Origin of the sequence: Thioclava sp. JE_KL1, from assembly GCF_009296265.1 — a bacterium.
Lineage (GTDB): Bacteria > Pseudomonadota > Alphaproteobacteria > Rhodobacterales > Rhodobacteraceae > Thioclava.
Genome location: NZ_WBJS01000008.1, coordinates 71,173 through 94,234, shown reverse-complemented (window position 1 = coordinate 94,234; position 23,062 = coordinate 71,173). Strand labels below are relative to the sequence as shown.

21 protein-coding genes are annotated in these 23,062 nt (G+C 63.3%); 13 read left to right on the top strand and 8 right to left on the bottom strand.

Translation table 11 applies throughout. The features are described 5' to 3' along the window. Positions 1–30 precede the first annotated feature (30 nt). From gatB to F8R15_RS16325, 4 genes are all read left to right on the top strand, one after another. Entirely contained in the window at positions 31–1,548 is a 1,518-nt protein-coding gene (gene gatB, locus F8R15_RS16340; protein WP_152845302.1) for an Asp-tRNA(Asn)/Glu-tRNA(Gln) amidotransferase subunit GatB, read from the top strand. A gap of 143 nt (positions 1,549–1,691) precedes the next feature. Further along, entirely contained in the window at positions 1,692–2,663 is a 972-nt protein-coding gene (locus F8R15_RS16335) for a DUF808 domain-containing protein (protein ID WP_152845301.1), read from the top strand. 72 nt (positions 2,664–2,735) lie between these two features. After that, positions 2,736–3,479, top strand: a complete 744-nt coding sequence (locus tag F8R15_RS16330; protein ID WP_152845300.1) for a carboxylesterase — start codon at positions 2,736–2,738, stop codon at positions 3,477–3,479. A gap of 97 nt (positions 3,480–3,576) precedes the next feature. After that, the gene (locus F8R15_RS16325) at positions 3,577–4,287 is read left to right on the top strand and encodes an alpha/beta fold hydrolase (protein ID WP_152845299.1); all 711 of its coding nucleotides are present in this window, start codon (positions 3,577–3,579) and stop codon (positions 4,285–4,287) included. On the opposite strand, the gene F8R15_RS16320 is transcribed toward F8R15_RS16325, so the two are convergent. After that, entirely contained in the window at positions 4,273–5,055 is a 783-nt protein-coding gene (locus tag F8R15_RS16320; protein WP_152845298.1) for an NERD domain-containing protein, read from the bottom strand. The genes F8R15_RS16325 and F8R15_RS16320 overlap by 15 nt on opposite strands. A gap of 129 nt (positions 5,056–5,184) precedes the next feature. After that, positions 5,185–6,495 (bottom strand): polyhydroxyalkanoate depolymerase, encoded by a 1,311-nt coding sequence (gene phaZ, locus F8R15_RS16315; protein WP_078542728.1) that lies wholly within the window; start codon positions 6,493–6,495, stop codon positions 5,185–5,187. A 110-nt stretch (positions 6,496–6,605) separates the two neighbouring features. Between phaZ and phaC the strand changes: the two genes are divergently transcribed. The 5 genes from phaC (at position 6,606) to F8R15_RS16290 (ending at position 12,374) form a co-directional block, all read left to right on the top strand. Then, on the top strand, positions 6,606–8,399 hold the full coding sequence (gene phaC, locus F8R15_RS16310; protein WP_078522835.1) for a class I poly(R)-hydroxyalkanoic acid synthase: 1,794 nt from the start codon (positions 6,606–6,608) through the stop codon (positions 8,397–8,399). 142 nt (positions 8,400–8,541) lie between these two features. After that, positions 8,542–8,991: a phasin, PhaP gene (locus F8R15_RS16305; RefSeq protein ID WP_078542726.1), complete on the top strand. Its 450-nt coding sequence runs from the start codon at positions 8,542–8,544 to the stop codon at positions 8,989–8,991. Between the two features lie 150 nt (positions 8,992–9,141). Then, on the top strand, positions 9,142–9,690 hold the full coding sequence (gene phaR / locus F8R15_RS16300; RefSeq protein WP_078522837.1) for a polyhydroxyalkanoate synthesis repressor PhaR: 549 nt from the start codon (positions 9,142–9,144) through the stop codon (positions 9,688–9,690). Between the two features lie 299 nt (positions 9,691–9,989). Continuing rightward, a complete protein-coding gene (thrS, locus tag F8R15_RS16295) occupies positions 9,990–11,939 on the top strand; it encodes a threonine--tRNA ligase (RefSeq protein WP_152845297.1) in 1,950 nt (649 codons plus the stop codon). Between the two features lie 228 nt (positions 11,940–12,167). Continuing rightward, entirely contained in the window at positions 12,168–12,374 is a 207-nt protein-coding gene (locus F8R15_RS16290) for a cold-shock protein (protein WP_075775516.1), read from the top strand. Positions 12,375–12,465: 91 nt separating this feature from the next. Here F8R15_RS16290 and F8R15_RS16285 read toward each other — a convergent pair whose 3' ends face one another. From F8R15_RS16285 to proS, 5 genes are all read right to left on the bottom strand, one after another. Then, positions 12,466–12,789 carry an arsenate reductase family protein gene (locus F8R15_RS16285; protein ID WP_152845296.1) on the bottom strand — a complete coding sequence of 108 codons (324 nt, stop codon included), beginning with the start codon at positions 12,787–12,789 and terminating at the stop codon, positions 12,466–12,468. After that, the gene (locus F8R15_RS16280; protein WP_078606113.1) at positions 12,786–13,469 is read right to left on the bottom strand and encodes an ABC transporter ATP-binding protein; all 684 of its coding nucleotides are present in this window, start codon (positions 13,467–13,469) and stop codon (positions 12,786–12,788) included. Before F8R15_RS16280 ends, F8R15_RS16285 begins: the two co-directional genes overlap by 4 nt. Further along, positions 13,462–14,754, bottom strand: coding sequence for a lipoprotein-releasing ABC transporter permease subunit (locus tag F8R15_RS16275; RefSeq protein ID WP_152845295.1), 1,293 nt, complete (start codon positions 14,752–14,754; stop codon positions 13,462–13,464). Before F8R15_RS16275 ends, F8R15_RS16280 begins: the two co-directional genes overlap by 8 nt. A gap of 146 nt (positions 14,755–14,900) precedes the next feature. Then, entirely contained in the window at positions 14,901–15,425 is a 525-nt protein-coding gene (locus F8R15_RS16270) for a hypothetical protein (protein WP_152845294.1), read from the bottom strand. Then, positions 15,412–16,749, bottom strand: coding sequence for a proline--tRNA ligase (proS, locus tag F8R15_RS16265; RefSeq protein ID WP_078522843.1), 1,338 nt, complete (start codon positions 16,747–16,749; stop codon positions 15,412–15,414). Before proS ends, F8R15_RS16270 begins: the two co-directional genes overlap by 14 nt. 235 nt (positions 16,750–16,984) lie before the next feature. On the opposite strand from proS, the gene F8R15_RS16260 reads away from it, so the two are divergent. From F8R15_RS16260 to F8R15_RS16245, 4 genes are read left to right on the top strand one after another with little or no spacing between them, the layout of a single operon-like run. Further along, positions 16,985–18,127, top strand: a complete 1,143-nt coding sequence (locus F8R15_RS16260; RefSeq protein ID WP_152845293.1) for an AI-2E family transporter — start codon at positions 16,985–16,987, stop codon at positions 18,125–18,127. Between the two features lie 2 nt (positions 18,128–18,129). Beyond that, a complete protein-coding gene (locus F8R15_RS16255) occupies positions 18,130–18,804 on the top strand; it encodes a DnaA/Hda family protein (protein WP_152845292.1) in 675 nt (224 codons plus the stop codon). Between the two features lie 50 nt (positions 18,805–18,854). After that, positions 18,855–21,020, top strand: coding sequence for an RNA degradosome polyphosphate kinase (locus F8R15_RS16250; RefSeq protein ID WP_152845291.1), 2,166 nt, complete (start codon positions 18,855–18,857; stop codon positions 21,018–21,020). Positions 21,021–21,059: 39 nt separating this feature from the next. Next, entirely contained in the window at positions 21,060–22,610 is a 1,551-nt protein-coding gene (locus F8R15_RS16245) for a Ppx/GppA family phosphatase (RefSeq protein ID WP_152845290.1), read from the top strand. On the opposite strand, the gene F8R15_RS16240 is transcribed toward F8R15_RS16245, so the two are convergent. Further along, positions 22,607–23,035, bottom strand: a complete 429-nt coding sequence (locus F8R15_RS16240) for an AAA+ family ATPase (protein ID WP_152845289.1) — start codon at positions 23,033–23,035, stop codon at positions 22,607–22,609. The genes F8R15_RS16245 and F8R15_RS16240 overlap by 4 nt on opposite strands. Between the last annotated feature and the right edge of the window lie 27 nt (positions 23,036–23,062).

The following is a 23,062-nucleotide window of genomic DNA, read 5'->3' as shown; positions in this document are numbered from 1 at the left end:
TGCCCAAGCCTTTACTGACAGGATGTGGACATGCTCGACCATCTCGAATTCCAAGCCCCCGAACCCAAGGTCATTGCCGGTGCCAATTCGGATTGGGAGCTGGTGATCGGGCTTGAAGTCCACGCCCAGGTGGCCTCGAAAGCCAAGCTGTTCTCGGGCGCCTCGACCAAGTTCGGCGCAGAGCCGAACTCCAACGTGGCCTTCGTCGACGCGGCGATGCCGGGGATGCTGCCGGTGATCAACGAGTTCTGCGTGGAGCAGGCGGTGCGCACGGGCCTCGGCCTCAAGGCCGATATCAACCTGCGCTCGGCCTTCGACCGGAAGAACTATTTCTACCCGGACTTGCCGCAGGGCTACCAGATCAGCCAGCTCTACCACCCCATCGTGGGCGAGGGCGAAATCATCGTCGATATGGGCCCGGGCGTCGCCCGAAAGGTCCGCATCGAACGCATCCACCTCGAGCAGGACGCGGGCAAGTCGATCCACGACATGGACCCGCATATGTCCTTCGTGGACCTCAACCGCACCGGTGTCGCGCTGATGGAGATCGTCTCGCGCCCCGACATCCGCGGCCCCGAGGAAGCGGCCGCCTATGTCGGCAAGCTGCGCCAGATCCTGCGTTACTTGGGTACCTGCGACGGCAACATGCAGAACGGCAACCTGCGCGCCGACGTTAACGTCTCGATCTGCAAGCCGGGCGCTTACGAGAAATATCAGGAAACGCAGGATTTCTCGCATCTGGGCACCCGCTGCGAGATCAAGAACATGAACTCGATGCGCTTCATTCAGCAGGCCATCGAATACGAGGCCCGTCGCCAGATCGCCATCGTCGAAGACGGCGGCGAAGTGGTGCAGGAAACCCGCCTCTACGATCCCGACAAGGGCGAGACGCGCTCGATGCGTTCGAAGGAAGAAGCGCATGATTACCGCTACTTCCCCTGCCCCGACCTGCTGCCGCTGGAAATCGAGCAGGCCTGGGTCGACGATATCGGCGCGTCCATGCCGGAGTTGCCCGACGAGAAGAAGGCGCGTTTCGTCAAGGAGCTGGGCCTGTCGGAATATGACGCCTCGGTGCTGACCGCAGAGGTCGAGAACGCGGATTACTTCGAGGCTGTGGTGGCCGAGGCCGGTGACGGCAAGCTCGCCGCGAACTGGGTCATCAACGAGCTGTTCGGCCGCTTGAAGAAGGAAGATCACGACATCACGTCGAGCCCGGTCGATGCCGCGCAGCTAGGCGCGATCATCCGGCTGATCAAGTCCGACAAGATCTCGGGCAAGATCGCCAAGGACCTCTTCGAGATCGTCTATACCGAAGGCGGCGACCCCGAGAAGATCGTGGAAGAGCGCGGCATGATTCAGGTCACCGATACCGGCGCCATCGAGGCCGCCGTGGACGAGGTGATTGCTGCGAACCCCGAGCAGGTCGAGAAGGCCAAGGCGAACCCGAAGCTCGCGGGCTGGTTCGTCGGTCAGGTCATCAAGGCCTCGGGCGGCAAGGCCAACCCCAAGGCGGTCAACCAGATCGTCGCGCAGAAGCTGGGGCTGTAAGCCTCGCGAACAATTCCGATCAAGGCGCCTTCGGGCGCCTTTTTCATGTCCGCCCGGAAAGAATTCGGGAACAAGTCTTCGCGCTTGTGGCTTGGGGAGACGCGCCCTAGGCTCACGCGGGCGTGATTGGGAAAGGGTTTGCGATGAGTGGCTTGCTGGCATTGCTGGATGACGTGGCGGGGATCGCCAAGGTGGCGGCGACCTCCATCGACGACGCGGCAGGTCAGGCGGCCAAGGCGGGCTCTAAGGCGGCTGGCGCGCTGATCGACGATGCGGCGGTGACACCGAAATATGTCCACGGCTTCAAGCCCGCCCGCGAATTGCCGATCGTGGGGAAAATCGCACTCGGTTCGATCAAGAACAAGCTGATCTTCCTGCTGCCAGCGGCGCTGCTGCTGTCCGCCTTCGCGCCGTGGCTGATCACACCCTTGCTGATGCTGGGCGGCTCTTACCTGTGTTTCGAGGGCGCGGAGAAGGTCTATCACCTGTTCAAACCGCATGAGCCCGATGCCGAGGGCCACGTCGCGGCAGAAACCGCCGACCATCTCGAGGAAAAGCGCGTCAAAGCCGCGGTAAAGACCGATTTCATCCTCTCCGCCGAGATCATGACCATCGGCCTCGCCGCCCTGCCCTCGGGCCAGCCGATCTGGATGGAGGCGATCGCGCTCGCGATCATCGGGATCGGCGTGACGGTGGTGGTCTATGGCTCGGTCGCTCTGATCGTGAAAGCCGATGATGCGGGGCTCTGGCTGGCAGAAAATGGTAAGCTCGGACCTACGCGCGCACTCGGGCGTGGCATCGTGCATGTGATGCCCAGATTGATGCAACTGCTGATGATCGTCGGCACCGCCGCGATGATCTGGGTCGGCGGCAATATCGTGCTGCACGGTCTGGCAGAGCTTGGCTGGCACGCGCCCTACGACTGGATTCACCATCAAGCCGAGGCCGCCGCCCATGCGGCAGGCACCGCTGAAGGCTTCGTCAGCTGGGCCGTCACCGCGTTCTTCGACGGCATCTTCGGGCTGATCTACGGTCTGGTCCTGATCCCCGTCGTCACCCGGATCATCCAGCCGATCTACCGCGCCATCACCGGCAAGGAAAAGCCCGCGCACTGAGCGCAAGCGGACAGGTTGAGGCCACCCGCGCCGCCCGATAGGCTGGGCGCGAACAGATCGCAGGGAGCGCAGATGACCGAGTATTTCGAGACCCAAGAAGGCCGCCGCATCGCCTATAATCTGACGCCGGGCAAAGGGCCGGGCGTGGTGTTCCTCGGCGGGTTCAAATCCGACATGGAAGGCACGAAGGCGCTGGCGCTCGAGGACTGGGCCAAGCGCGAAGGCCGCGCCTTCCTGCGCTTCGACTATTCCGGCCACGGTGTCTCGGACGGGGAATTCGAGGACGGCGCGATCGGCGACTGGTTCGAGGATGCGCGCGACGTGATCATGGCCAAGACCGAAGGCCCGCAGATCCTCGTGGGCTCCTCGATGGGCGGCTGGATCTCGCTCCTGATGTCGCGCGAACACCCCGAGAAAGTCGCAGGCCTCGTCACCATCGCCGCCGCCCCCGATTTCACCGAGGACGGCTATTGGGCGAGCTTCGACAAGGAAACCCGGCACAAGCTGGAGAGCGAAGGCTCCATCGCGATCCCGTCCGATTACGGCGAGCCCTATGTCATCACGCGCCGCCTGATCAACGAGGGCCGCGAACGGCTGGTACTGCGCAGCCCGCTGGCGCTGCCCTTCCCCACGCGCTTTTTGCAAGGCACCGCCGACGAGGCCGTCAGCACCGAGACCGCGATCCGGCTGCTGGAGCATGCCGAGGGCGAGGATATGCGCCTGACACTTGTGAAGGGCGCCGATCACCGCTTCTCGGACCCCGATTGCCTCGCGCTGATCGAGACCGCGCTGGCGGAGGTGCTCGCCCGGCTGTGATCCGCTGCTTGCGGCATTTCGATTTGCTTGACCTCGGCCCTTGCGGCACACTCGACGCGAGAAGCGCGAAAACGCGCCGCGATTGAGGTTTCGAGCGATGCCAAGCGACCCGCTGGTCTTTCTACCCGGATTCATGTGCGACGCACGGCTGTTCTGGCACCCGCTGCAGGAACTGTCCTCCGAGCGCTCGGTGATGGTGGCGCGGCTGCGTGGCGCGACGATCGAGGAGATGGCGCAGACCGTGCTCGACGAAGCCCCGCCGCAATTCGCGCTGGTCGGGCATTGGCTGGGCGCGGTGGTCGCAATCGAGATCTTGCGCCGCGCGCCCGACCGCGTGAGCCAGGTCGCGCTGCTCGACGTCTCTCCCCTGCCCGAGATGCCGCAGATCGCCGCCGCGCGCGAGACTCGGATCGTGAAGGCGCTCACCGGGCGGCTCGACGAGATGATGCTGGAAGAAATCCCCGCCGAGAGCCTTGCTCCCGGTCCCGGCCGCGCCGAGATTCAGGCGATGATGCTGGAAATGGCGGCAGGCTTGGGCGCCGACACGTTCGAGGCGCAATCGCGCGCCCTGATGCGCCGCCCCGACCTGCAACGCACGCTGCGCGCCACGAAAACCCGCGCGCTGCTGATGTGCGGCGAATACGACAAGATCTGCCCGCCCCGCCGCCACGAATTCCTCGCCGAGCTGATGCCGCACGCCGAATTCCGCCTGATCCTCGGCGCAGGCCACCTCAGCCCGCTCGAGCAACCCGAGAAGATCACCCAGAACCTGCGCGACTGGCTGGAGGCACCGTTATTGTTGGCGTGAGAACGCAACAACTTTGGACGCTTCGACTTTCCGGGTCCCACGGCATTTCGGGAAATTCGTGCAGCCCAGGAAGACGTCATTCGTTTTCTTGCTACGGCGCTCGACCATCGCGGATCCGCATCGCGGGCACGCATCTGTCGAAGCCTGCGCTTCGACTTGCGCACTCCTGACGTTCTTGATGTGCTGCTGCGTGGTCCTCAAACCCCGCTCGAACCGCTGGCTTTCCAACGCCTGACATAGCGCCTCAACCTCGCTCTCCGTGAGTATCACCTGGTGGGGAGCCTTCAGAAAGTCGAGCATCGAGTTCCGCCGCCAGTAAACGCTGGAAGGAAAATCGGTTTTCGGGACCGCCCCACCAACGAAGACGATAGCCCCCTGAACCTTGCTGCCATCTACACCAAGACACTCTTCGATCGCTTTGATGTGCTTGTAGTTTTGCCGCAGCGGATTCTGAAACTTGGTCTTTTTCTTATAGAGAACCTGCGTCCACTGAGATTGCCTCTCGGCACCGAATATCCAACCGCTCATGTTCTTGGTCTCGATCACGAACACGCCGCTGCGCGATATGAGGACATGATCGATCTGCGTCGTCCCGTCCTTCACGGGCAGGGTCACATCATCGAAGAGATGCATGTCACCTTCTTCAGCCAGTTTCTTAAGTCCTTTGCTGACGTACGCCTCTCCGATGAACCCCTTGAAACGGGGGGATTTTACGATCGCAACTAAGAGGAGGAGAAGCAGTATAACGGGGAAAAACAATGCGTCCATAATCTCGGTCTCAAAAAATCAAAGTGATTTTCCGATCATGCGCCGAAACCCGTCAAAGCGATGGCGAAGTCGCGAATAAAAAAGCGCTGCCGAAGCAGCGCTTTCCTAAAACTCTCGCGTGGAGTGAGATCACCCCGCCTCGGCCGTCTTCACCTTCTTCTTGCGGATCGGGGTGACCGTCGCGGGTTTCCCCTTCCCGGGCGCGGGGTTGTCGGCGTTCTCGTCGATGAAATCGAGGACCAGCGGGCGGATGTTGTTGCGCCAATGCGACCCTGCGAAGATGCCGTAATGGCCTGCGCCGGGTTCGAGGTGCTGTTGCTTCATCGAATCCGGCACGCCCGAGCACAGGTCGAGGGCGGCGACGCATTGACCGGGGGCGGAGATGTCGTCCTTCTCGCCCTCCACGGTCTTCACCGCGACCTTGGTGATCTTCGAGATATCGACCATCTTGCCGCCGACCTCGAAGCGGTTCTGGGCGATCTCGAGGCCCTTGAAGATGCGCTCCACCGTCGAGAGGTAGAACTCCGCCGTCATATCCATCACCGCGAGATACTCGTCATAGAAGCGGTAATGCTTGTCATGCTCGGAGCCTTCGCCCTGCGCCTCGCTCCAGATCTTCTCCTGGAAGGCTTGCGCGTGCTTGTCCATGTTCATCGAGATGAACGAGGCGAGCTGCATCAGGCCCGGATAGACCAGACGGCCCGCACCCTTGTATTTGAAGCCGACGCGCTGGATCACCATCTGCTCGAGCTGCCCCATCGTGACGCGACGCCCGAAATCGGTGACCTCGGTCGCCTTCGCGTCGGGATCGATCGGCCCGCCGATCAGGGTCAGCGTGCGCGGCTGCGCGGCCGGGTCTTCGGCTGCCAGATAGGCGGTCGCGGCCAGCGCGAGCGGTGCCGGCTGACACACGGCGATCACGTTGCAGTCAGGGCCCATCTTCTTCATGAAATCGACAAGGTAGAGGGTGTAGTCCTCGATATCGAACTTGCCCTCAGAGACGGGGATGTCGCGCGCATTATGCCAATCGGTCACCCACACATCCGCATCGGGCAGCAGCGAGGCCACGGTCGAACGCAGCAGCGTCGCGTAATGGCCCGACATCGGCGCGACCAGCAGGATGCGCCGCTCCATCGGCTCGCGGCCATGGACGTTGAAATGCACGAGGCTGCCGAAGGGCTTGTCGAGCACGGTCTCGACCTCGACGAGGTGATCGCGCCCGTCTTCGGCCGCGATCGAATGGATGCCCCAGTCGGGCTTGATCACCATCCGTGCGAACGAGCGCTCCGTCACGCGGCCCCAGGCCGACATGATCTTGAACATCGGATGCGGGGCGAGCCCCCAGACCGGGTAGGACGCCATGGCGCGCGCCGAGGCGCCCATCCACTCGTTCGTGTTCCTGAAGGTCTCCATCAGGTCGTAGGACATGATCGTTTTCATATACAACTCCTCGGGGCGGGCCACGCACTCACTCGGCAATGGAAACGCCGCTTTACCCCAAGACTGCGGCGATATTATGCTGGTGCAGAGGATAGGGAGGAATATCATTTATGACAACCGAGGAGACGGACAAAATTGCTGCATCGCAGAAGATGCAGGACAACCTCGCCCGCATCGAAGAACTGACCGAGCGCATGGTCGATGCGATCGCCCATAAGCGACCGATGAACCCGGCCCTCGAAGGCCCCGGCGCCGATCTCTACATGACGTCCTCTGCCGCCATGATGAACGAGTGGCTCGAAAAGCCCTCGAAAATCCTCGAAGCCCAGGTGAATTACTGGGGTCAGGCGATGAAGCATTACCTCGAAGCGCAGGAGGCACTCGCCAAGGGCGCGTTCCGCCCGCCGGAAGATCCCGGCCCCTCCGACCCGCGCTTCGCCAATCCGCTCTGGGACAGCCACCCCTATTTCAACTACATCAAACAGCAGTATCTGATCGCAGCCAAAGGCGTGAAAGAGGCGGTCGACAAGCTCGACGATCTCGATCCGGTGGACCGTCAGCGACTGAACTACTTCTCGCGCCAGATCATCGACCTGATGGCGCCCACGAATTTCCTCGCCACCAACCCCGACGCGCTGGAGAAGGCGATCGAGACTGAGGGCGAGAGCCTCGTGAAAGGGCTCGAGAACCTCGTGCGCGACATCGAGGCGAACCGCGGCGATCTGCTGGTGACGCTGGCCGACAAGGACGCCTTCACCGTGGGCGAGAATATCGGCACCGCCGAGGGCGCGGTGGTCTATCGCAACCGTCTGTTCGAGCTCATCCAGTACACGCCGACCACCGAAAAGGTTCACAAGACCCCGCTGGTGATCTTCCCGCCCTGGATCAACCGCTTCTACATCATGGACCTGAAGCCGCAGAACTCGCTGATCCGCTGGATCGTCGATCAGGGCTTCACCCTCTTCGTGGTGAGCTGGAAGAACCCCGATCAGAGCTATGCCGATGTCGGCATGGATGACTACGTGCAGGAAGGCTATCTGACCGCGATCGACGAGGTGAAGAAGATCACCGGCGAGAAGAAGGTCAACGCGGTCGGCTATTGCATCGCGGGCACCACGCTATCGCTGACGCTGGGCCTTCTGAACAAGCGCAAGGACAAGTCGATCAACTCGGCCACCTTCTTCACCACACTCACCGATTTCTCGGATCAGGGCGAATTCGCGGTCTTCCTGCAGGACGATTTCGTCGACGGGATCGAGCGGCAATGCAAGGCCGACGGGGTGCTCGACAGCTACTTCATGTCGCGCACCTTCTCCTACCTGCGCTCGAACGACCTGATCTACCGGCCCGCGATCCGCAGCTACATGATGGGGGAATCCCCCCCCGCCTTCGACCTGCTGTTCTGGAACGGCGACTCGACGAACCTGCCGGGCAAGATGGCGGTCGAGTATCTGCGCGGGCTCTGCCAGAAGGACCGCTTCGCGCGCGACGGCTTCGAGGTGTTGGGCGAGACGGTCAAGGTCTCGGACGTGAACGTGCCGCTGATGGCGATCGCCTGCGAGACCGACCACATCGCGCCCTGGGTCGCCTCGTTCAACGGGGTCGCGAAGATGGGATCGAAGGACAAGACCTTCATCCTGTCGCAGTCGGGCCATATCGCCGGGATCGTGAACCCGCCCAGCAAGAAGAAATACGGCCACTACACCTCTGAGGCGCCGGTCGCGAATCCCAACGAATGGAAAGCGCAGGCGGAGTTCCACGAGGGCAGCTGGTGGCCGCGCTGGGGCGAATGGCTGGCCAAGAAGTCCGGCGCGATGGTGCCCGCACGCCAGCCCGGCGATGCAGATCACCCGGTTTTGGCTGATGCGCCCGGCACTTATGTAAAAGAAATAGTTAAGATATAACTTTCCCGTTTGGGTTGAAAATTTCTGCGGCGCAGCAATTCTTCTCTTGAAATGCTGCGCCGCAGCATGTATATACGTTGCGTAACCCAAAGGGCCCCGCCAACGTTCCAGACCACGGGCCCCAACCCAACGGAGCATTCACATGGCTAAGACCCAAGACTACACCAAGATCATGCAGGACATGATGGCGTCCTTCCCCGTCGACACCTCGAAATTCCAAGACGCTTTCAAATCGCAAGCGGCTCTGGGCGAGAAGATGTCGCAGGTGGCGCTTGAAGCTGCCGGCAAGTCGACCGAAATCTCGACCAAATGGACCAAGGGCACCATCGACAAGATGGGCGACCTGACCAAAACCAAGGAAGAGCCCGCCGATTACGCCAAGGCGATGAGCGACTTCGCGTCGGCTTCGGCCGAGATGGCTGCCGAAAACATGGCCGCTTTCGCTGAAATCGCGAAAAAGGTTCAGATGGACACCGTCGAGCTGATGATGGCTGCCGGCAAGGACATGTCGGAAGAAGCCTCCGCAAACGTCAAGAAGGCGACTGCCGACATGACCGCTGCGACGAAGAAAGCCACGGCGGCTGCGAAGTAAGAATTCACCGCGGGCACCGGCTTCCTCCTCCCAGTCGGCCTCGCGTATCTCGGGCGCGCCCTCGTGGCGCGCCCTTTTTCTTTTATTGCTTTTGGCAGCGCGGCGTCACACAATCGCTGCACAAGCACAATCCGGGGAGGATCGCATCACATGGCCGAAGACGAAAAGCCCTTGCTGATCAAGCGTTACGCCAGCCGCCGTCTCTACAACACCGAGACCAGCGATTACGTGACGCTCGAAGACATCGCGAAATTCATCCGCGACGGGCGCGAGGTGCAGATTGTCGATCTGAAATCGGGCGACGACCTGACGCGGCAATATCTGCTGCAGATCGTGGCCGAGCACGAAAGCCGCGGCGAGAATGTCCTGCCGGTCGACGTGCTGACCGATCTGGTGCGCTCCTATACGGGGGCTGCGCAATCGGTGGTGCCGCAATTCCTCGCAGCCAGCTTCGAGATGCTGCGCGAGGGGCACTCGCATATGCTCGAGAACATGAACAAGATGCCGAATCCCATGGCCTCGATGCCGGGCTTCGAGGCGCTGCAGGCGCAGCAACAGGCCTTCTTGCAGAACATGATGGCCGGCTGGGGCACGGCAGGCTCGTCCGGCCCCGCGCCCGATGACGGCGATGATCGCGGCGAGTTGGACTCGATCAAGAAACAGCTCGCCGATCTGCAGAGCAAGCTCAACAAGATGTAAGCGAGAGGCGCCCGCGCGGCGCCTTTTTCTTGGCTCATGGCCATGGGGGCTCTGCCCCCTCGGTGCTGCGCACCTCACCCCCGGGATATTTTTGCCAACACGAACGCGCACAACGCTTTCAGCTTCGGCTTGGCCGAAATATCCCGGGGGAGCGCGTCAGCGCGGGGGCGGAGCCCCCCTGCGACACCTCCCCCAGCCCCAAGCCATTGACAGCCGCGCGCGAGCCGCGCAAAAGGCTCGGGAAGCATATATCCCGCAACCGGGCGTTCCGTGGGCGCCAAACCGACGAGGAGGACGACATGTCCCAGATCTCCCTCACCTTTCCCGATGGCAATTCGCGCGACTACGACGCGGGCGTGACGCCGGCCGAAGTGGCCGCCTCGATCGCACCGTCGCTGGCGAAGAAAGCGATCTCCGCGCAGGTCAATGGCGCGCATTGGGATCTGCAATGGCCGATCCAGGAAGACGCGCAGATCGCCATCAACACGATGCAGGATGACGGCCCCGCGCTGGAGCTGATCCGCCACGACCTTGCCCATATCATGGCCCGCGCCGTGCAGGAGCTTTATCCCGGCGTGAAGGTCACGATCGGCCCGGTCCGCGACAATGGCTGGTTCTACGACTTCGACCGCGAAGAGCCCTTCACGCCCGAAGACCTCGGCGCGATCGAGAAGAAGATGCGCGAGATCATCAACGCGCGCGACGCCATCAAGACCGAGGTCTGGAGCCGCAAACACGCGATCGACCACTATCTGGCGACGGAAGAGCCCTACAAGGTCGAGCTGATCAACCGGATTCCGCAAGGCGAGGACATCCGGATGTATTGGCACGGCAACTGGCAGGATCTCTGCCGTGGCCCGCACCTGCAGCATACCGGTCAGGTTCCGGCGGATGCGTTCAAGCTGACCCATGTCGCGGGCGCCTATTGGCTGGGCGACAGCTCGCGTCCGATGCTGCAGCGCATCTATGGCGTGGCCTTCAAGACCAAGAAGGACCTCAACGCCTGGGTCACGATGATGGAGGAAGCCGCCAAGCGCGACCACCGCAAGCTCGGACGCGAGATGGACCTGTTCCACATGCAGGAAGAGGCGCCGGGCCAGATCTTCTGGCACCCGAACGGCTGGACCATCTACACCGCGCTGCAGGACTACATGCGCCGCAAGCAGCGCGATGACGGCTATGTCGAAGTGAACACGCCGCAGGTGGTGAACCGCAAGCTCTGGGAAGCCTCGGGCCACTGGGAGAACTATCAGGAGAACATGTTCATCGTCGAAGTCGACGAGGATCATGCGCGCGAAAAGACGGTCAACGCGCTCAAGCCGATGAACTGCCCCTGCCACGTCCAGATCTTCAATCAGGGCGTCAAATCCTATCGCGACCTGCCCCTGCGCATGGCCGAGTTCGGCTCCTGCGCGCGCTACGAACCCTCGGGCGCGCTGCACGGGATCATGCGCGTGCGCGGCTTCACGCAGGACGACGCGCATATCTTCTGCACCGAGGATCAGATCGAGGCAGAAACCGAGAAATTCATCAAGTTCCTCTCGGGGATCTATGACGATCTCGGCTTCACCGACTGGCGCATCAAGCTGTCGACGCGCCCCGAGAAGCGCATCGGTAGCGATGAGAGCTGGGATTACACCGAAGCCGCGCTCGGCAATGCCTGCAAAGCCGCCGGTTACGACTACGAGATATTCGAAGGCGAAGGCGCGTTCTACGGACCGAAGCTGGAATTCGTGCTCACCGACGCGATCGGGCGCGACTGGCAATGCGGCACGCTGCAGGTCGACACCAACCTGCCCGAGCGGCTGGATGCGGAATTCGTGGGCTCCGATGGCGAGCGCCACCGCCCCGTGATGCTGCACCGCGCGGTGCTCGGCTCGTTCGAGCGCTTCATCGGCATGCTGATCGAGAACTTCGCCGGCAAGATGCCGCTCTGGCTCGCGCCGCGTCAGGTGGTCGTGGCGTCGATCGTCTCGGACGCCGACGATTTCGTGCTGGAAGTGACGTCGAAGCTGCGCGCCGCCGGTATCCGCGCCGAGGCCGACACCCGCAACGAGAAGATCAACTACAAGGTCCGCGAGCACTCGCTCGGCAAGGTCCCCTATATCTTCGCGATCGGGATGAAAGAGGTCGAGGAGCGCACCGTGTCGGTCCGCAAGCTCGGTGATACCCGCACCTCCACGGTGGCGATCGACGAGATCGTGGCGCAGCTGATCACCGAATCGACGCCGCCCGACTTGCGCGAATAATCGCCAATTCAACGACCTATCTCGAATTTTCACAGACCTGTGAGGGGCTTACGCCCCTCATGGAATGTCATTGCATTTTCGCAATTCTCGGAGAGACTTGAATATGCGTGTGTTACAGACTTTCCTACCGCCTCGCTTCTGAAAAAGGCAGCCGGAAGACCCGAAAGAGACTGGCTGCACGGCCCGGACGCAATATCGCGCCGGGAGACTACGAAGGAGAAGACGGTAATGGCCACTGGCACCGTGAAATGGTTCAATTCTACCAAGGGTTACGGCTTCATTGCGCCTGACGAAGGCGGCAAGGACGTGTTCGTGCACATCTCTGCTGTCGAGCGTGCGGGTCTCAAGGGGCTCGATGACAATCAGAAGATCCAATATGAGCTGCAGTCGGGTCGCGACGGCCGCTCCTCGGCATCGGATCTGGTCCTGCTCTGATCTTAGGATCGGACGGTAAGGATTTGAAACGGCGCGCATCGCGGGATGCGCGCCGTTTTTCTGTCTCGGCCTATGACGAAGGGGTGCCCGCTCAGAGCCACTCGGCCTGCGTGGCCTTCGCCCAGCCCAGCGTCAGCTTGTCGCCCTCGCGGATCACCGGGCGCTTCATCAGCGCGGGATGTTCGCCCAGCAGATCGGCGACGGACTTTTCGCGCTCGCTTTCGGGCAGGTTGCGCCACGTCGTGGAGGCGCGGTTGACGATCTTGTCGCCGAAAGCCGCCTCGAATTCCGCGACCTCAGCCCCGGTCAAAGGCTCGGCCCGCACGTCGCGGAACGCCACGTCGCGTCCGGCCGCTTCCAGCGCCTTGCGCGCCTTACGCACCGTGTCGCAGGTCGAAATCCCGTAGACGATCATATCCCCTCCTCCAGCGCGCCATTATCCAGATGCAACACGCGGTCCATCTTGGCGGCGAGCTCCATGTTATGCGTCGCGATCAGCGCCGACAGGCCCGTCTCGCGCACCAGCCCCATCAGCACGTCGAACACGGTGTCAGACGTAGCCGGGTCGAGGTTGCCCGTGGGCTCGTCGGCCAGCAACAGGCTCGGCCCGTTCGCGAGCGCCCGGCAGAACGCCACACGCTGCTGCTCGCCTCCCGACAGCGCCGAGGGGCGGTGATCCATCCGGCCCGCCATACCGACGCGGCTCAGAAGATCTTTGGCCCGCTCTTCGGCGGCCTTGCGGCTGACGCCATTGGCCAGCTGCGGCAGCACGATATTCTCGACCGCCGAGAACTCCGGCAGCAGGTGGTGAAACTGGTAGACGAAGCCCAGCTTCTCGCGCCGCGCCGCCGTGCGCTTGCCATCGCGCGCACCGGTCAGGTCCTCGCCATCAATCAGAACCCGACCGGAATCGGGCGTGTCCAGCAGCCCCGCGATATGCAGAAGCGTCGATTTCCCCGCGCCCGAGGGCGCGACCAGCGCCACGACCTGCCCTTTCGGAATCGTCAGATCGAGACCTTTGAGCACCGTGATCTCGTTCGGCTTGCCCCGGTTGTAGCACTTTTCCAACTGTTCGCAGATCAGCACGTCATTCATAGCGCAGCGCCTCCACCGGGTTCATGCGCGCAGCACGGCGCGCCGGGAAGATGGTCACGATGAAGCTCAGCGTCAGCGACAGCGCCACCGCCTTGGTCACGTCCCAGGGCTGCAACTTCGCGGGTAGATGATAGATGCCGCGGATCGACGGGTCCCAGGCATCGCCGCCATTGAGCCAGTTCACGAAGCCCATGACATGGTCGATATTGACCGCGAACAGCACCCCGATCCCCAGACCGGCAAGCGTCCCGATCACCCCGGTGAAGGCCCCGCAGAGGAAGAAGACCCGCAGGATCGAACCCTCGCTAAGCCCCATCGTGCGAAGAATGCCGATATCGCGCCCCTTGTTCTTCACCAGCATGATCAGCCCCGAGGTGATATTCATCGAGGCGATCAGCACGAGAATCGAGAGGATGATGAACATCACGTTATCCTCGACCGAGAGCGCGCGCAGGAAGCTCGAGGACGCGTCCTTCCACGTCCACAAGAGCGTGCCCTTGCCACTGGCATCCATGATCGCGGGCTCCCATTCGGCGATACCTTCGGGATCGGCCACGTCGACGTCGATCTCATCCACCCCGCCCTCGCGGTTGAAGAAGCTCTGCGCCTCCTTGAACGGCATATAAAGCCGGGTCTGGTCGATGTCGTAGCGCCCGGCCGAGAACACATACGAGATCTTGTAGGCGTTCACCCGCGGGCTCGTGCCGGACGGCGTCTTGGCCCCGTTGGGCGAGATCACCTTGACCGTGTCGCCCACCGTCACGCCCAGATCGCGCGCCATCCCGATGCCGATCGCTATGCCTTCACCGTAATTGTCGATATCGCCCTGCGCGTCGTCGGAATGCGCGATATTGGGGATGTTCTTCAGGTCCGACAGCGCGAGCCCGTAGACATCCGCCACGTTGGAGCGGTCGCCGAAGCTGACCATCGCCTGTCCGCGTACCGCCGGGGCCGCGCTGACCACGCCGGGGATCGCCTTGATCCGATCGGTGCGCTCGGCATAGTCGCGGATCAGCTTGGAATAGACGCCCGAGCCTTCGGCCACTTCCATCGGTGCGGAATAGACGGTGATCTGCGGGTTCGAGCCGACGATGGTCGAGACGAACTCGGCGCGGAAGCCCGCGCGCACGGCGAGCGTCGCGATCAGGGCGGCGACGCCAAGCGCGATGCCGATCAGGGAAATCCATGTCATGACCGAGACGCCACCTTCGGCGCGGCGCGCGCGCAGATAGCGCCATGCGATCATGAACTCGAAACGGGAAAACGGGGCAGTGCGTGCGGCCATCGGCTCCATCCACGAAAATTCGGCGCAAGCTGGCGCGGCGGGGTCGAAAGGTCAAGCCTGCGCCCGGTCATAGCGGCGAGAGCGCGCCTGTTTCGGCTTGGTCGAAATATCCCGGGGGAGCCCGGAACGGGCGGGGGCAGAGCCCCCTATTTACAGCCCAACGTGCCGGGCACATCGGCCAGAAGCGGCGCCATGCCCTCGGCCAGATCGGCGGGGTAATCGGTCTGCACGGAGGCCAGCACCGCCCCACCCGCGCAATCGAGCCGCTCGGTCTTGCGCAGCGTCACCTTGCCGAACGTGTCCTTGGAGCGGATTGCGAACCCGTCCTCGGTCACGTCATCCGACAGCACCGTGTCGCCATCGAGCAGGATCGTGTGCAGCAGTTGATCATGCGCAGCCGCCAGATCAGACCCCTGATCGGCATGGGCGCGCAGCGCGACATGGGCGGTCTTGTGCGGGTCGATATCAGGGGCGGAGAACAGGATCCCGCCCCCCGGCATCTCATCCGACGTCCAGCCCTGCGGCACTTTCGCAGAGATGCCGAGCGCGTCGCTCGACCACGCCACGAGCCCCTGCTCGGCGCCCTGCCCCGTACCTTCGGCCAAAGCGGGCCCGGCGAGCAGGCTCGCCGCGACCGCGCTGGCGGCAAAGATCAGATCAAAGCCCTTCATAGATGCCCACGATCTTCTCGACCGCCTCTTCCGCCGGCATCTCTTCGCTCTCGCCGGTGCGGCGGCAGGTAAGTTCCACCTTGTTGGCCGCGATCCCGCGCGGACCGACGGTGATGCGCCACGGCAGACCGATCAGGTCCATGGTGGCGAATTTCGCGCCCGCGCGCTCTTCGCGGTCGTCATAGAGCGGGTCGAGCCCGTGATCGAGGAACGCGCGGTAGAGCGCTTCGCAGGCGCTGTCGCAGCTGACATCGCCCTGCTTGAGATTGACGATACCGACATGGAACGGCGTCACGCCCTCGGGCCAGATGATGCCCTTGTCGTCGTGGTTCGCCTCGATCAGCGCGCCTACAAGACGGCTCACGCCGATCCCGTGCGAGCCCATATGGACCGGGACTTTCGAACCGTCCGGGGTCTGGACACTCGCGCCCAGCGCCTCGGAATATTGCGTGCCGAAATAGAAGATCTGACCGACCTCGATGCCGCGCGCGACGCGGCGACGCTCTTCCGGGACCTCGTTGAAGGCCGCCTCGTCATGGGTCTCGTCGGTGCGGGCATAGCGCGAAGTGAACTCCTCCAGCACGCTTTGGCACTGCGCCACGTCGTCGTAGTCGATCTCGCGGTCGCCGAAGGTCAGATCGGTGATCTCGCTGTCGTAGAAGACCTCCGACTCGCCCGTCTCGGCCAGCACGAGGAATTCATGGGTGTAGTCGCCGCCGATCGGGCCGCTATCGGCGCGCATCGGGATCGCCTGCAGACCCATGCGCTCATAGGTGCGCAGGTAGCTGACGAGGTGGCGGTTATAGGCGTGCAGCGCGTCTTCCTTGCTGAGGTCGAAGTTGTAGCCATCCTTCATCAGGAATTCGCGCCCCCGCATCACGCCGAAGCGCGGGCGGATCTCGTCGCGGAATTTCCACTGGATCTGATAGAGCGTCAGCGGCAGCTGCTTGTAGCTGGAGACATGCGCGCGGAAGATATCGGTGACCATCTCCTCGGCGGTGGGCGAGTACAGCATATCGCGCCCCTGCCGGTCGGTGATGCGCAGCATCTCCTCGCCATAGCCGTCATAGCGGCCCGACTCGCGCCACAGATCGGCCGATTGCAGCGTCGGCATCTGGATCGCGAGATGGCCGGCGCGCGCCTGCTCTTCATGCACGATCTGCTCGATCCGGCGCAGCACCTTGAAGCCCATCGGCAGCCAGGAATAGATCCCGGCCTGCTGCTGCTTGATCATGCCCGCACGCAGCATCAGCCGATGCGAGGCGATCTGCGCCTCGGCGGGGGTTTCCTTGAGAACGGGAAGAAAATAGCGGGACAGGCGCATGAGCGGTCCTTCGAGGGTTGGTGTCAGACGTTGCGTTTGGCCTAGAGGAAACGGGGGCGTTGGGCAAGATGGTGGCGCAGGTTGCGGCTGTCGCCTATGAGGGGGCTCCGCCCCCGGCGCATCCGCGCCTCCCCCGGGATATTTCCGCCAAGAGGAAGGGGCGCGTGCGCCCGCACTTGATTTCCCACCGCATTTCGCCACGTTAAAGCGAACGCATCGCTGAAAAGGACCGCGCATGGCCCTGCCTGCCCGCCAGCAAGTCACCTATTGGTCCGTCGCCGCTCTGGTGCTGATCTTGTCGCTGTGGTGGCTGGGCAATGTCATCCTGCCCTTCATAATGGGCGGCGCGATCGCCTATTTCCTCGACCCGCTGGCCGACCGGCTGGAGAAGCTGGGGTTGAGCCGTGCGGTCTCTACCGCGATTATCGGGCTGGCGACGGTGCTGATTTTCGTGATCCTTGCGCTCGCCGTGGTGCCGATGCTGGCGCGGCAGTTGGGACAGCTCGTCGCGCTCGCCCCTGATCTGCTGTCCTCGTTGCAGACCTTCCTGAACGAGCGCTTCCCCAATCTCCTGCAAAACTCGGTCGTGAACGACACGCTCAATACGCTCGGCACCGCGATCAAGGCGCGGGGCGGTGAATTGGCGGCGACCCTGCTGAGTTCGGCGATGACGCTGGTGAACGTCATCATCTTCATCGTCGTGGTGCCGGTCGTGGCCTTCTACATGCTGCTCGACTGGGATCGGATGGTAGCGAAGGTCGATGGCTGGCTGCCGCGCGACCACGTCCACACGATCCGCACCATCGCCCGCGATATCGACCGGGTGCTCTCGGGCTTCGTGCGCGGTCAGGTCACGGTCTGCCTCGTGCTGGGCACCTTCTATGCGATTGCGCTGATGGCGGCGGGGCTCGATTTCGGGCTGCTGGTCGGCTCGGTCGCAGGTGCGCTGACCTTCATCCCCTATATCGGGGCGATCATCGGCGGCGCGCTCGCCATCGGCCTCGCGCTGTTCCAGTTCTGGGGCGAGTGGTTCAATATCGGCATCGTCGCGGGCATCTTCGTGCTCGGTCAGTTTCTCGAAGGCAATTTCGTCACCCCGAAACTCGTGGGCGATTCGGTCGGGCTGCATCCGCTCTGGCTGATCTTCGCGCTGTCCGCTTTCGGCACTTTGTTCGGTTTTGTTGGCATGTTGGTCGCCGTTCCCGTCGCTGCAGTGATCGGAGTGGTTGCGCGCTTCTTCATCGACCAATATCTGCAAGGGGCGCTTTACCGAGGGCAAACGGAGCGCGAGCCGACAGCCCATTCGCCGATCTCTCTCATCAACGAGGAGACCGGGGAAGTGACGGGCGCGACCGAGACGACCGAACACGAGAGCTGAGAATGGCCGAGCAGTTGACCTTCCCGCTGCACCTGCGTTCCGCGCAGGGGCGTGAAGACTTCTTCATCTCGCCAGCCAATGCGCTGGCGGTGACGACCCTCGATGCGCCCGAAACATGGCCGCTGGGCCGGATGATCCTGATCGGGCCGGAAGGCGCGGGCAAGACGCATCTCGCGACGATCTGGGCCGATGAACAGGGCGCCGACATCCTCCCCGCACGTGATCTGACCGAAGAGATGGCCCCTGCCCTCGTCGCCAAGGGCGCGACCGTGATCGAACGCGCCGAGAGGATCGGCGCGGATGAGGCGGGCCAGCGCGCGCTTTTTCACCTGCACAATCTGATGCAGGCCGAGGGCGGGCGGCTTTTGCTGACCGCGCGCACGCCGCCACGCGACTGGGGGATGACCCTGCCCGATCTGATCAGCCGGATGGAGGCGACCGCGACGGTGCGGATCACGCCCCCCGATGACGCGCTGCTGGCGGCCGTTCTGGTGAAGCTGTTCTCGGACCGGCAACTGACCGTTCCACCGAACCTGATCGGCTGGCTGGTCACGCGGATGGACCGCTCTCTGGCGACCGCGCGCAAACTGGTCGCGGCGCTCGATCGGCAGGCTCTGGCGCAGCGCCGTGCGATCACCCAAAGACTGGCGGCGGAGGTTCTGGACAGTCTCGACTGAGCCGCGCAAACTGTCACGGAGCCATTACAAAATCCAACGATAAGCGCGCCATGACCCAAGCAGATTTCCTCAAGACCCCCTTCCCCACGCCGATCACGCTGCCCGAGTCGGAGATCAGCGGACCGGGCCGGTTCTTCAACCGGGAACTGAGCTGGCTGGCCTTCAACTGGCGGGTGCTGGAAGAGTCGCGCAATCCGCGTGTGCCGCTCCTGGAACGCGTGCGCTTCCTGTCGATCTCGGCCACCAATCTCGACGAATTCTACACCGTGCGCGTGGCGGGCCTGATGGAGCTTGTGCGCGAGAGCAACGTGAACGCCTCCGATGACGGGCTGACCCCGGCCGAGCAGCTGGAAAAGATCAACGCCAATGCCCGGCGGCTGATGGACACCCAGCAGGCGACGTGGTCGGCGCTCAAGCGCGAGATGGAGCGCGAAGGCATCCATGTGGTGAGCCGCTCGCGGCTGACCAAGCGCGATCTCGATTTTCTCTCGGATCACTTCCTCAACAACGTCTTCCCGGTGCTCTCGCCGCTGGCGATCGACCCCGCGCACCCCTTCCCCTTCATCCCGAATACCGGCTTCTGCCTCGCGCTGGAGCTGGAGCGGGAAAGCGATCAGCGCCGGTTGCAGGCGCTCCTGCCGATCCCCGCGCAGATCGACCGTTTCGTGCGTCTGCCGGGCGAGGCGCGCTTCCTGCCGCTCGAACAGCTTCTGATGCTGCATCTGAGCTCGCTCTTCCCGGGCTACAAGGATGTGGGCTCGTGCTCCTTCCGGGTGCTGCGCGACAGCGATCTTGAAGTCGAGGACGAGGCCGAAGACCTCGTGCGCGAATTCGAAACCGCGCTGAAACGCCGCCGCCGCGGGCAGGTCATCCGCATGTCGGTCTCCCCCGGCGCGCCCGAAGACCTGCAGGCGCTGGTAATGCGCGAGCTGCATGTCGACCCCGACGAGGTCGTCGAGGAAAAGGGGCTGGTCGGCATTGCTGATGTGAAGGAACTGATCCTGAACGAGCGGCCCGATCTGCTCTGGCCGACCTTCACCCCGCGTGTGCCCGAACGCGTGCAGGACCACGAGGGCGACATGTTCGCCGCGATCAAGCAGAAGGACATTCTGCTGCACCATCCCTACGAGACCTTCGATCTGGTGGTGCGCTTCATCGATCAGGCGGCGAACGATCCCAACGTGCTGGCGATCAAGCAGACGCTCTATCGGACATCGAAAGACAGCCCCGTCGTCTCCTCGCTGTGTGAGGCGGCTGAGAACGGCAAGTCCGTGACCGCTCTGGTTGAACTGAAAGCCCGGTTCGACGAGGCCGCCAATATCCGCCAGTCGCGCCGTCTGGAGCGCGCGGGCGCCCATGTCGTCTACGGGTTCATCAACTATAAGACCCACGCCAAGATCTCGACCGTTGTGCGCCGCGAGGGCGACCATCTCGTGACCTACACCCATTACGGCACGGGCAATTACCACCCGATCACCGCGAAGATTTATACCGATCTGAGCTTCTTCACCTGCGACGCGGCACTGGGGCGCGATGCGACGAAGGTCTTCAACTACCTTTCGGGCTATGTGCAACCCGAGGGCCTGGAGAACCTCGCAATCTCGCCGATCACGCTGAAGCCGCGCCTGCTGGACCTGATCGACCGCGAGATCGAACACGCCAAGGCGGGCAAACCCGCGGCGATCTGGGCGAAGATGAACTCGCTGATCGAATCCGACGTGATCGACGCGCTCTACCGGGCGTCGCAGGCGGGGGTGAAAATCTCGCTCGTGATCCGCGGCATCTGTGGCATCCGCCCCAGCATCAAGGGCCTGTCCGAGAATATCCGCGTCAAATCCATCGTCGGGCGTTTCCTCGAGCATTCGCGCATCGTGTGCTTCGGCAATGGCCACGCCCTGCCGTCGAACGACGCGCGGGTGTTCTTCTCCTCCGCCGACTGGATGGGGCGCAACCTCAACCGCCGGGTCGAGACTCTGGTGGAGGCCAAGAACCCCACGGTGAAGGCGCAGATCGTCAGCCAGATCATGGCGGCGAACATGGCCGACGAGGCGCAGAGCTGGATTTTGCAGCCCGACGGCAAGTTCATCCGCCACCTGCCCGACGACCGCGAGGACCTGTTCTCCTGCCACCGGTTCTTCATGGAATATCCGTCGCTCTCGGGCCGGGGTTCCGCTGGGGCAAGCGACGTTCCCGAACTTGCCCATAGCTTCGACTAGCCCTAGCTTTGGGTGCGAACGACTCGAACGGACGGGCAGATGAGCAAAGACAAAGCGGCGCCGGCAGTTGATGACAGCGACGATTGGGATCCGTTCGGCCAGCCTCTCTTCGATGACCCGTCCGTACGCGCGCTCTCGCGCGTCGGCGTTGTCGATATCGGCTCCAACTCGATCCGGATGGTGGTCTTCGACGGGGCGGCGCGCAGCCCCGCCTATTTCTTCAACGAGAAGGTCATGGCGGGTCTCGGCCAAGGTCTGGCGGAAACCGGAAAGCTCAATCCCGAGGGGCGCGAACGCGGGCTGACCGCGCTCAACCGCTTCGCCGCGCTCGCCGAGGGGATGGACATCGGCCCGCTCACCTGCGTCGCCACCGCTGCGATGCGCGATGCCGAGGACGGCCCCGAGTTTCACCGCAAGATCGAGAAAGAGACCGGCCTCAAGGTCCATATCGTCGACGGGCTTGAAGAGGCCCGGCTGTCCGCGCAAGGGGTGCTTCTGGGCTGGCCCGAGGCCGAGGGCCTCGTCTGCGATATCGGTGGCAACTCCATGGAATTGGCCGAGATTCGCGGCGGCAAGGTCTGGCGTCGCGCGACCTCGCAGCTCGGCCCCTTCCGTCTGCAGCAGATCTCCGGCGGCAAGAAAGCGATCACCGCCCATATTCAGGCGACGATGCAAGAGCTGGCCGAGAAGGTCGGCACCGAACACGAACGCATCTACCTCGTCGGCGGCTCGTGGCGCGCCATCGCACGTCTCGACATGGAGCGGCGCGACTACCCGCTGCTGGTGCAGCACGAATACCGGATGAAGCCCGACGAGCTGGGCGAGACGATCGAGTGGATCGGCAAATCCGACATGGAGAAGCTGCGCGCGAAAACCGGCACCTCCTCGGCGCGGATGGAACTGGTCCCGCTCGCCAGCCAGGTGCTGCGCGAGTTGATCGCCACCTTCGAGCCCAAGGAGATTGACGTCTCCGCCTACGGGATCCGTGAAGGGCTGCTTTATGAGCAGATGCCCGAACGGCTGCGCCGCCGCGATCCACTGGTGGAAGCCGCGCGCCATACCGAGCGCGTGATGAGCCGGATGCCCGGTTTCGGCAAGAAGCTCCACGCCTTCATCGAGCCGATCTTCGGGCCCCTTCCGCCCGAGAAATTCCGCCTCGTGCGCGCGGCCTGCCTGCTGCATGACACGACGTGGCGCACCCATCCCGATTACCGCGCCGAGGCCTGTTTCGAGAACGTCACCCGCGCGAACTATTCGGCCATGTCCCACCCCGAGCGGATCTGGCTCGGCGTGGCGCTGCTGCACCGCTACAAGAACTCGCGCGGCGGATCGCGGCTGGAGCCGTTCCTGCCGCTGCTGACGGAAGAGCAGATTCAGGAGGCCGAGGTTCTGGGCAAGGCGATGCGCTTCGGCTCGATGTTCGCGACCCACAGCCCCGCCGATGCGGGCGAGCTGAAATATTCGGCCAAGAAGGGCGAGCTGGAGTTGAAACTGACCAAGCGCGGCAAGGCGCTGATGGGCGAGGTCGCCGAGTCGCGCTTCCGCTCGCTTGCGAATGCGCTGAAGGCCGAGCCGATCATCACCGATTAAAGCTCGATGCCGCCCTCCGGGATCTCGATGGGCCCGCCCTGGTTCGGCGCGTCCTTTTGCGGCGCATCCTCCGGCGGCTCGGTCATCAAAGGCGGCGGCGGCGGCGCGTCCGAGTTGCGCCGCATGATGATATCGCCATTTGGCAGCCGCTCGGGCGCGCCGTAATTCGACATGTCGTCAACCAGCGCGAGGAACTGGCGCAGCTTCGGCCCCAACTGGGCTGCGGCCTCCCCCAAGCCTTTTTGCATCTCGTCGAGCTGCGGCTTCATTTCGCCCATGAGCCCCCGAAACAGCGACTGCGCCCCTTCCTGCAGCAACGAGAGCCCGCGATCGACATCGCCGCCAGCGTCGCCGCCCTCCTCCTGCGCGGAGACGGGCGTTGCCAGAAGGGCGAGCGAGAGAGCGATGACGAGTGGCTGTTTCATGCTCCCGATCCTACGTGCAAGCGGCGC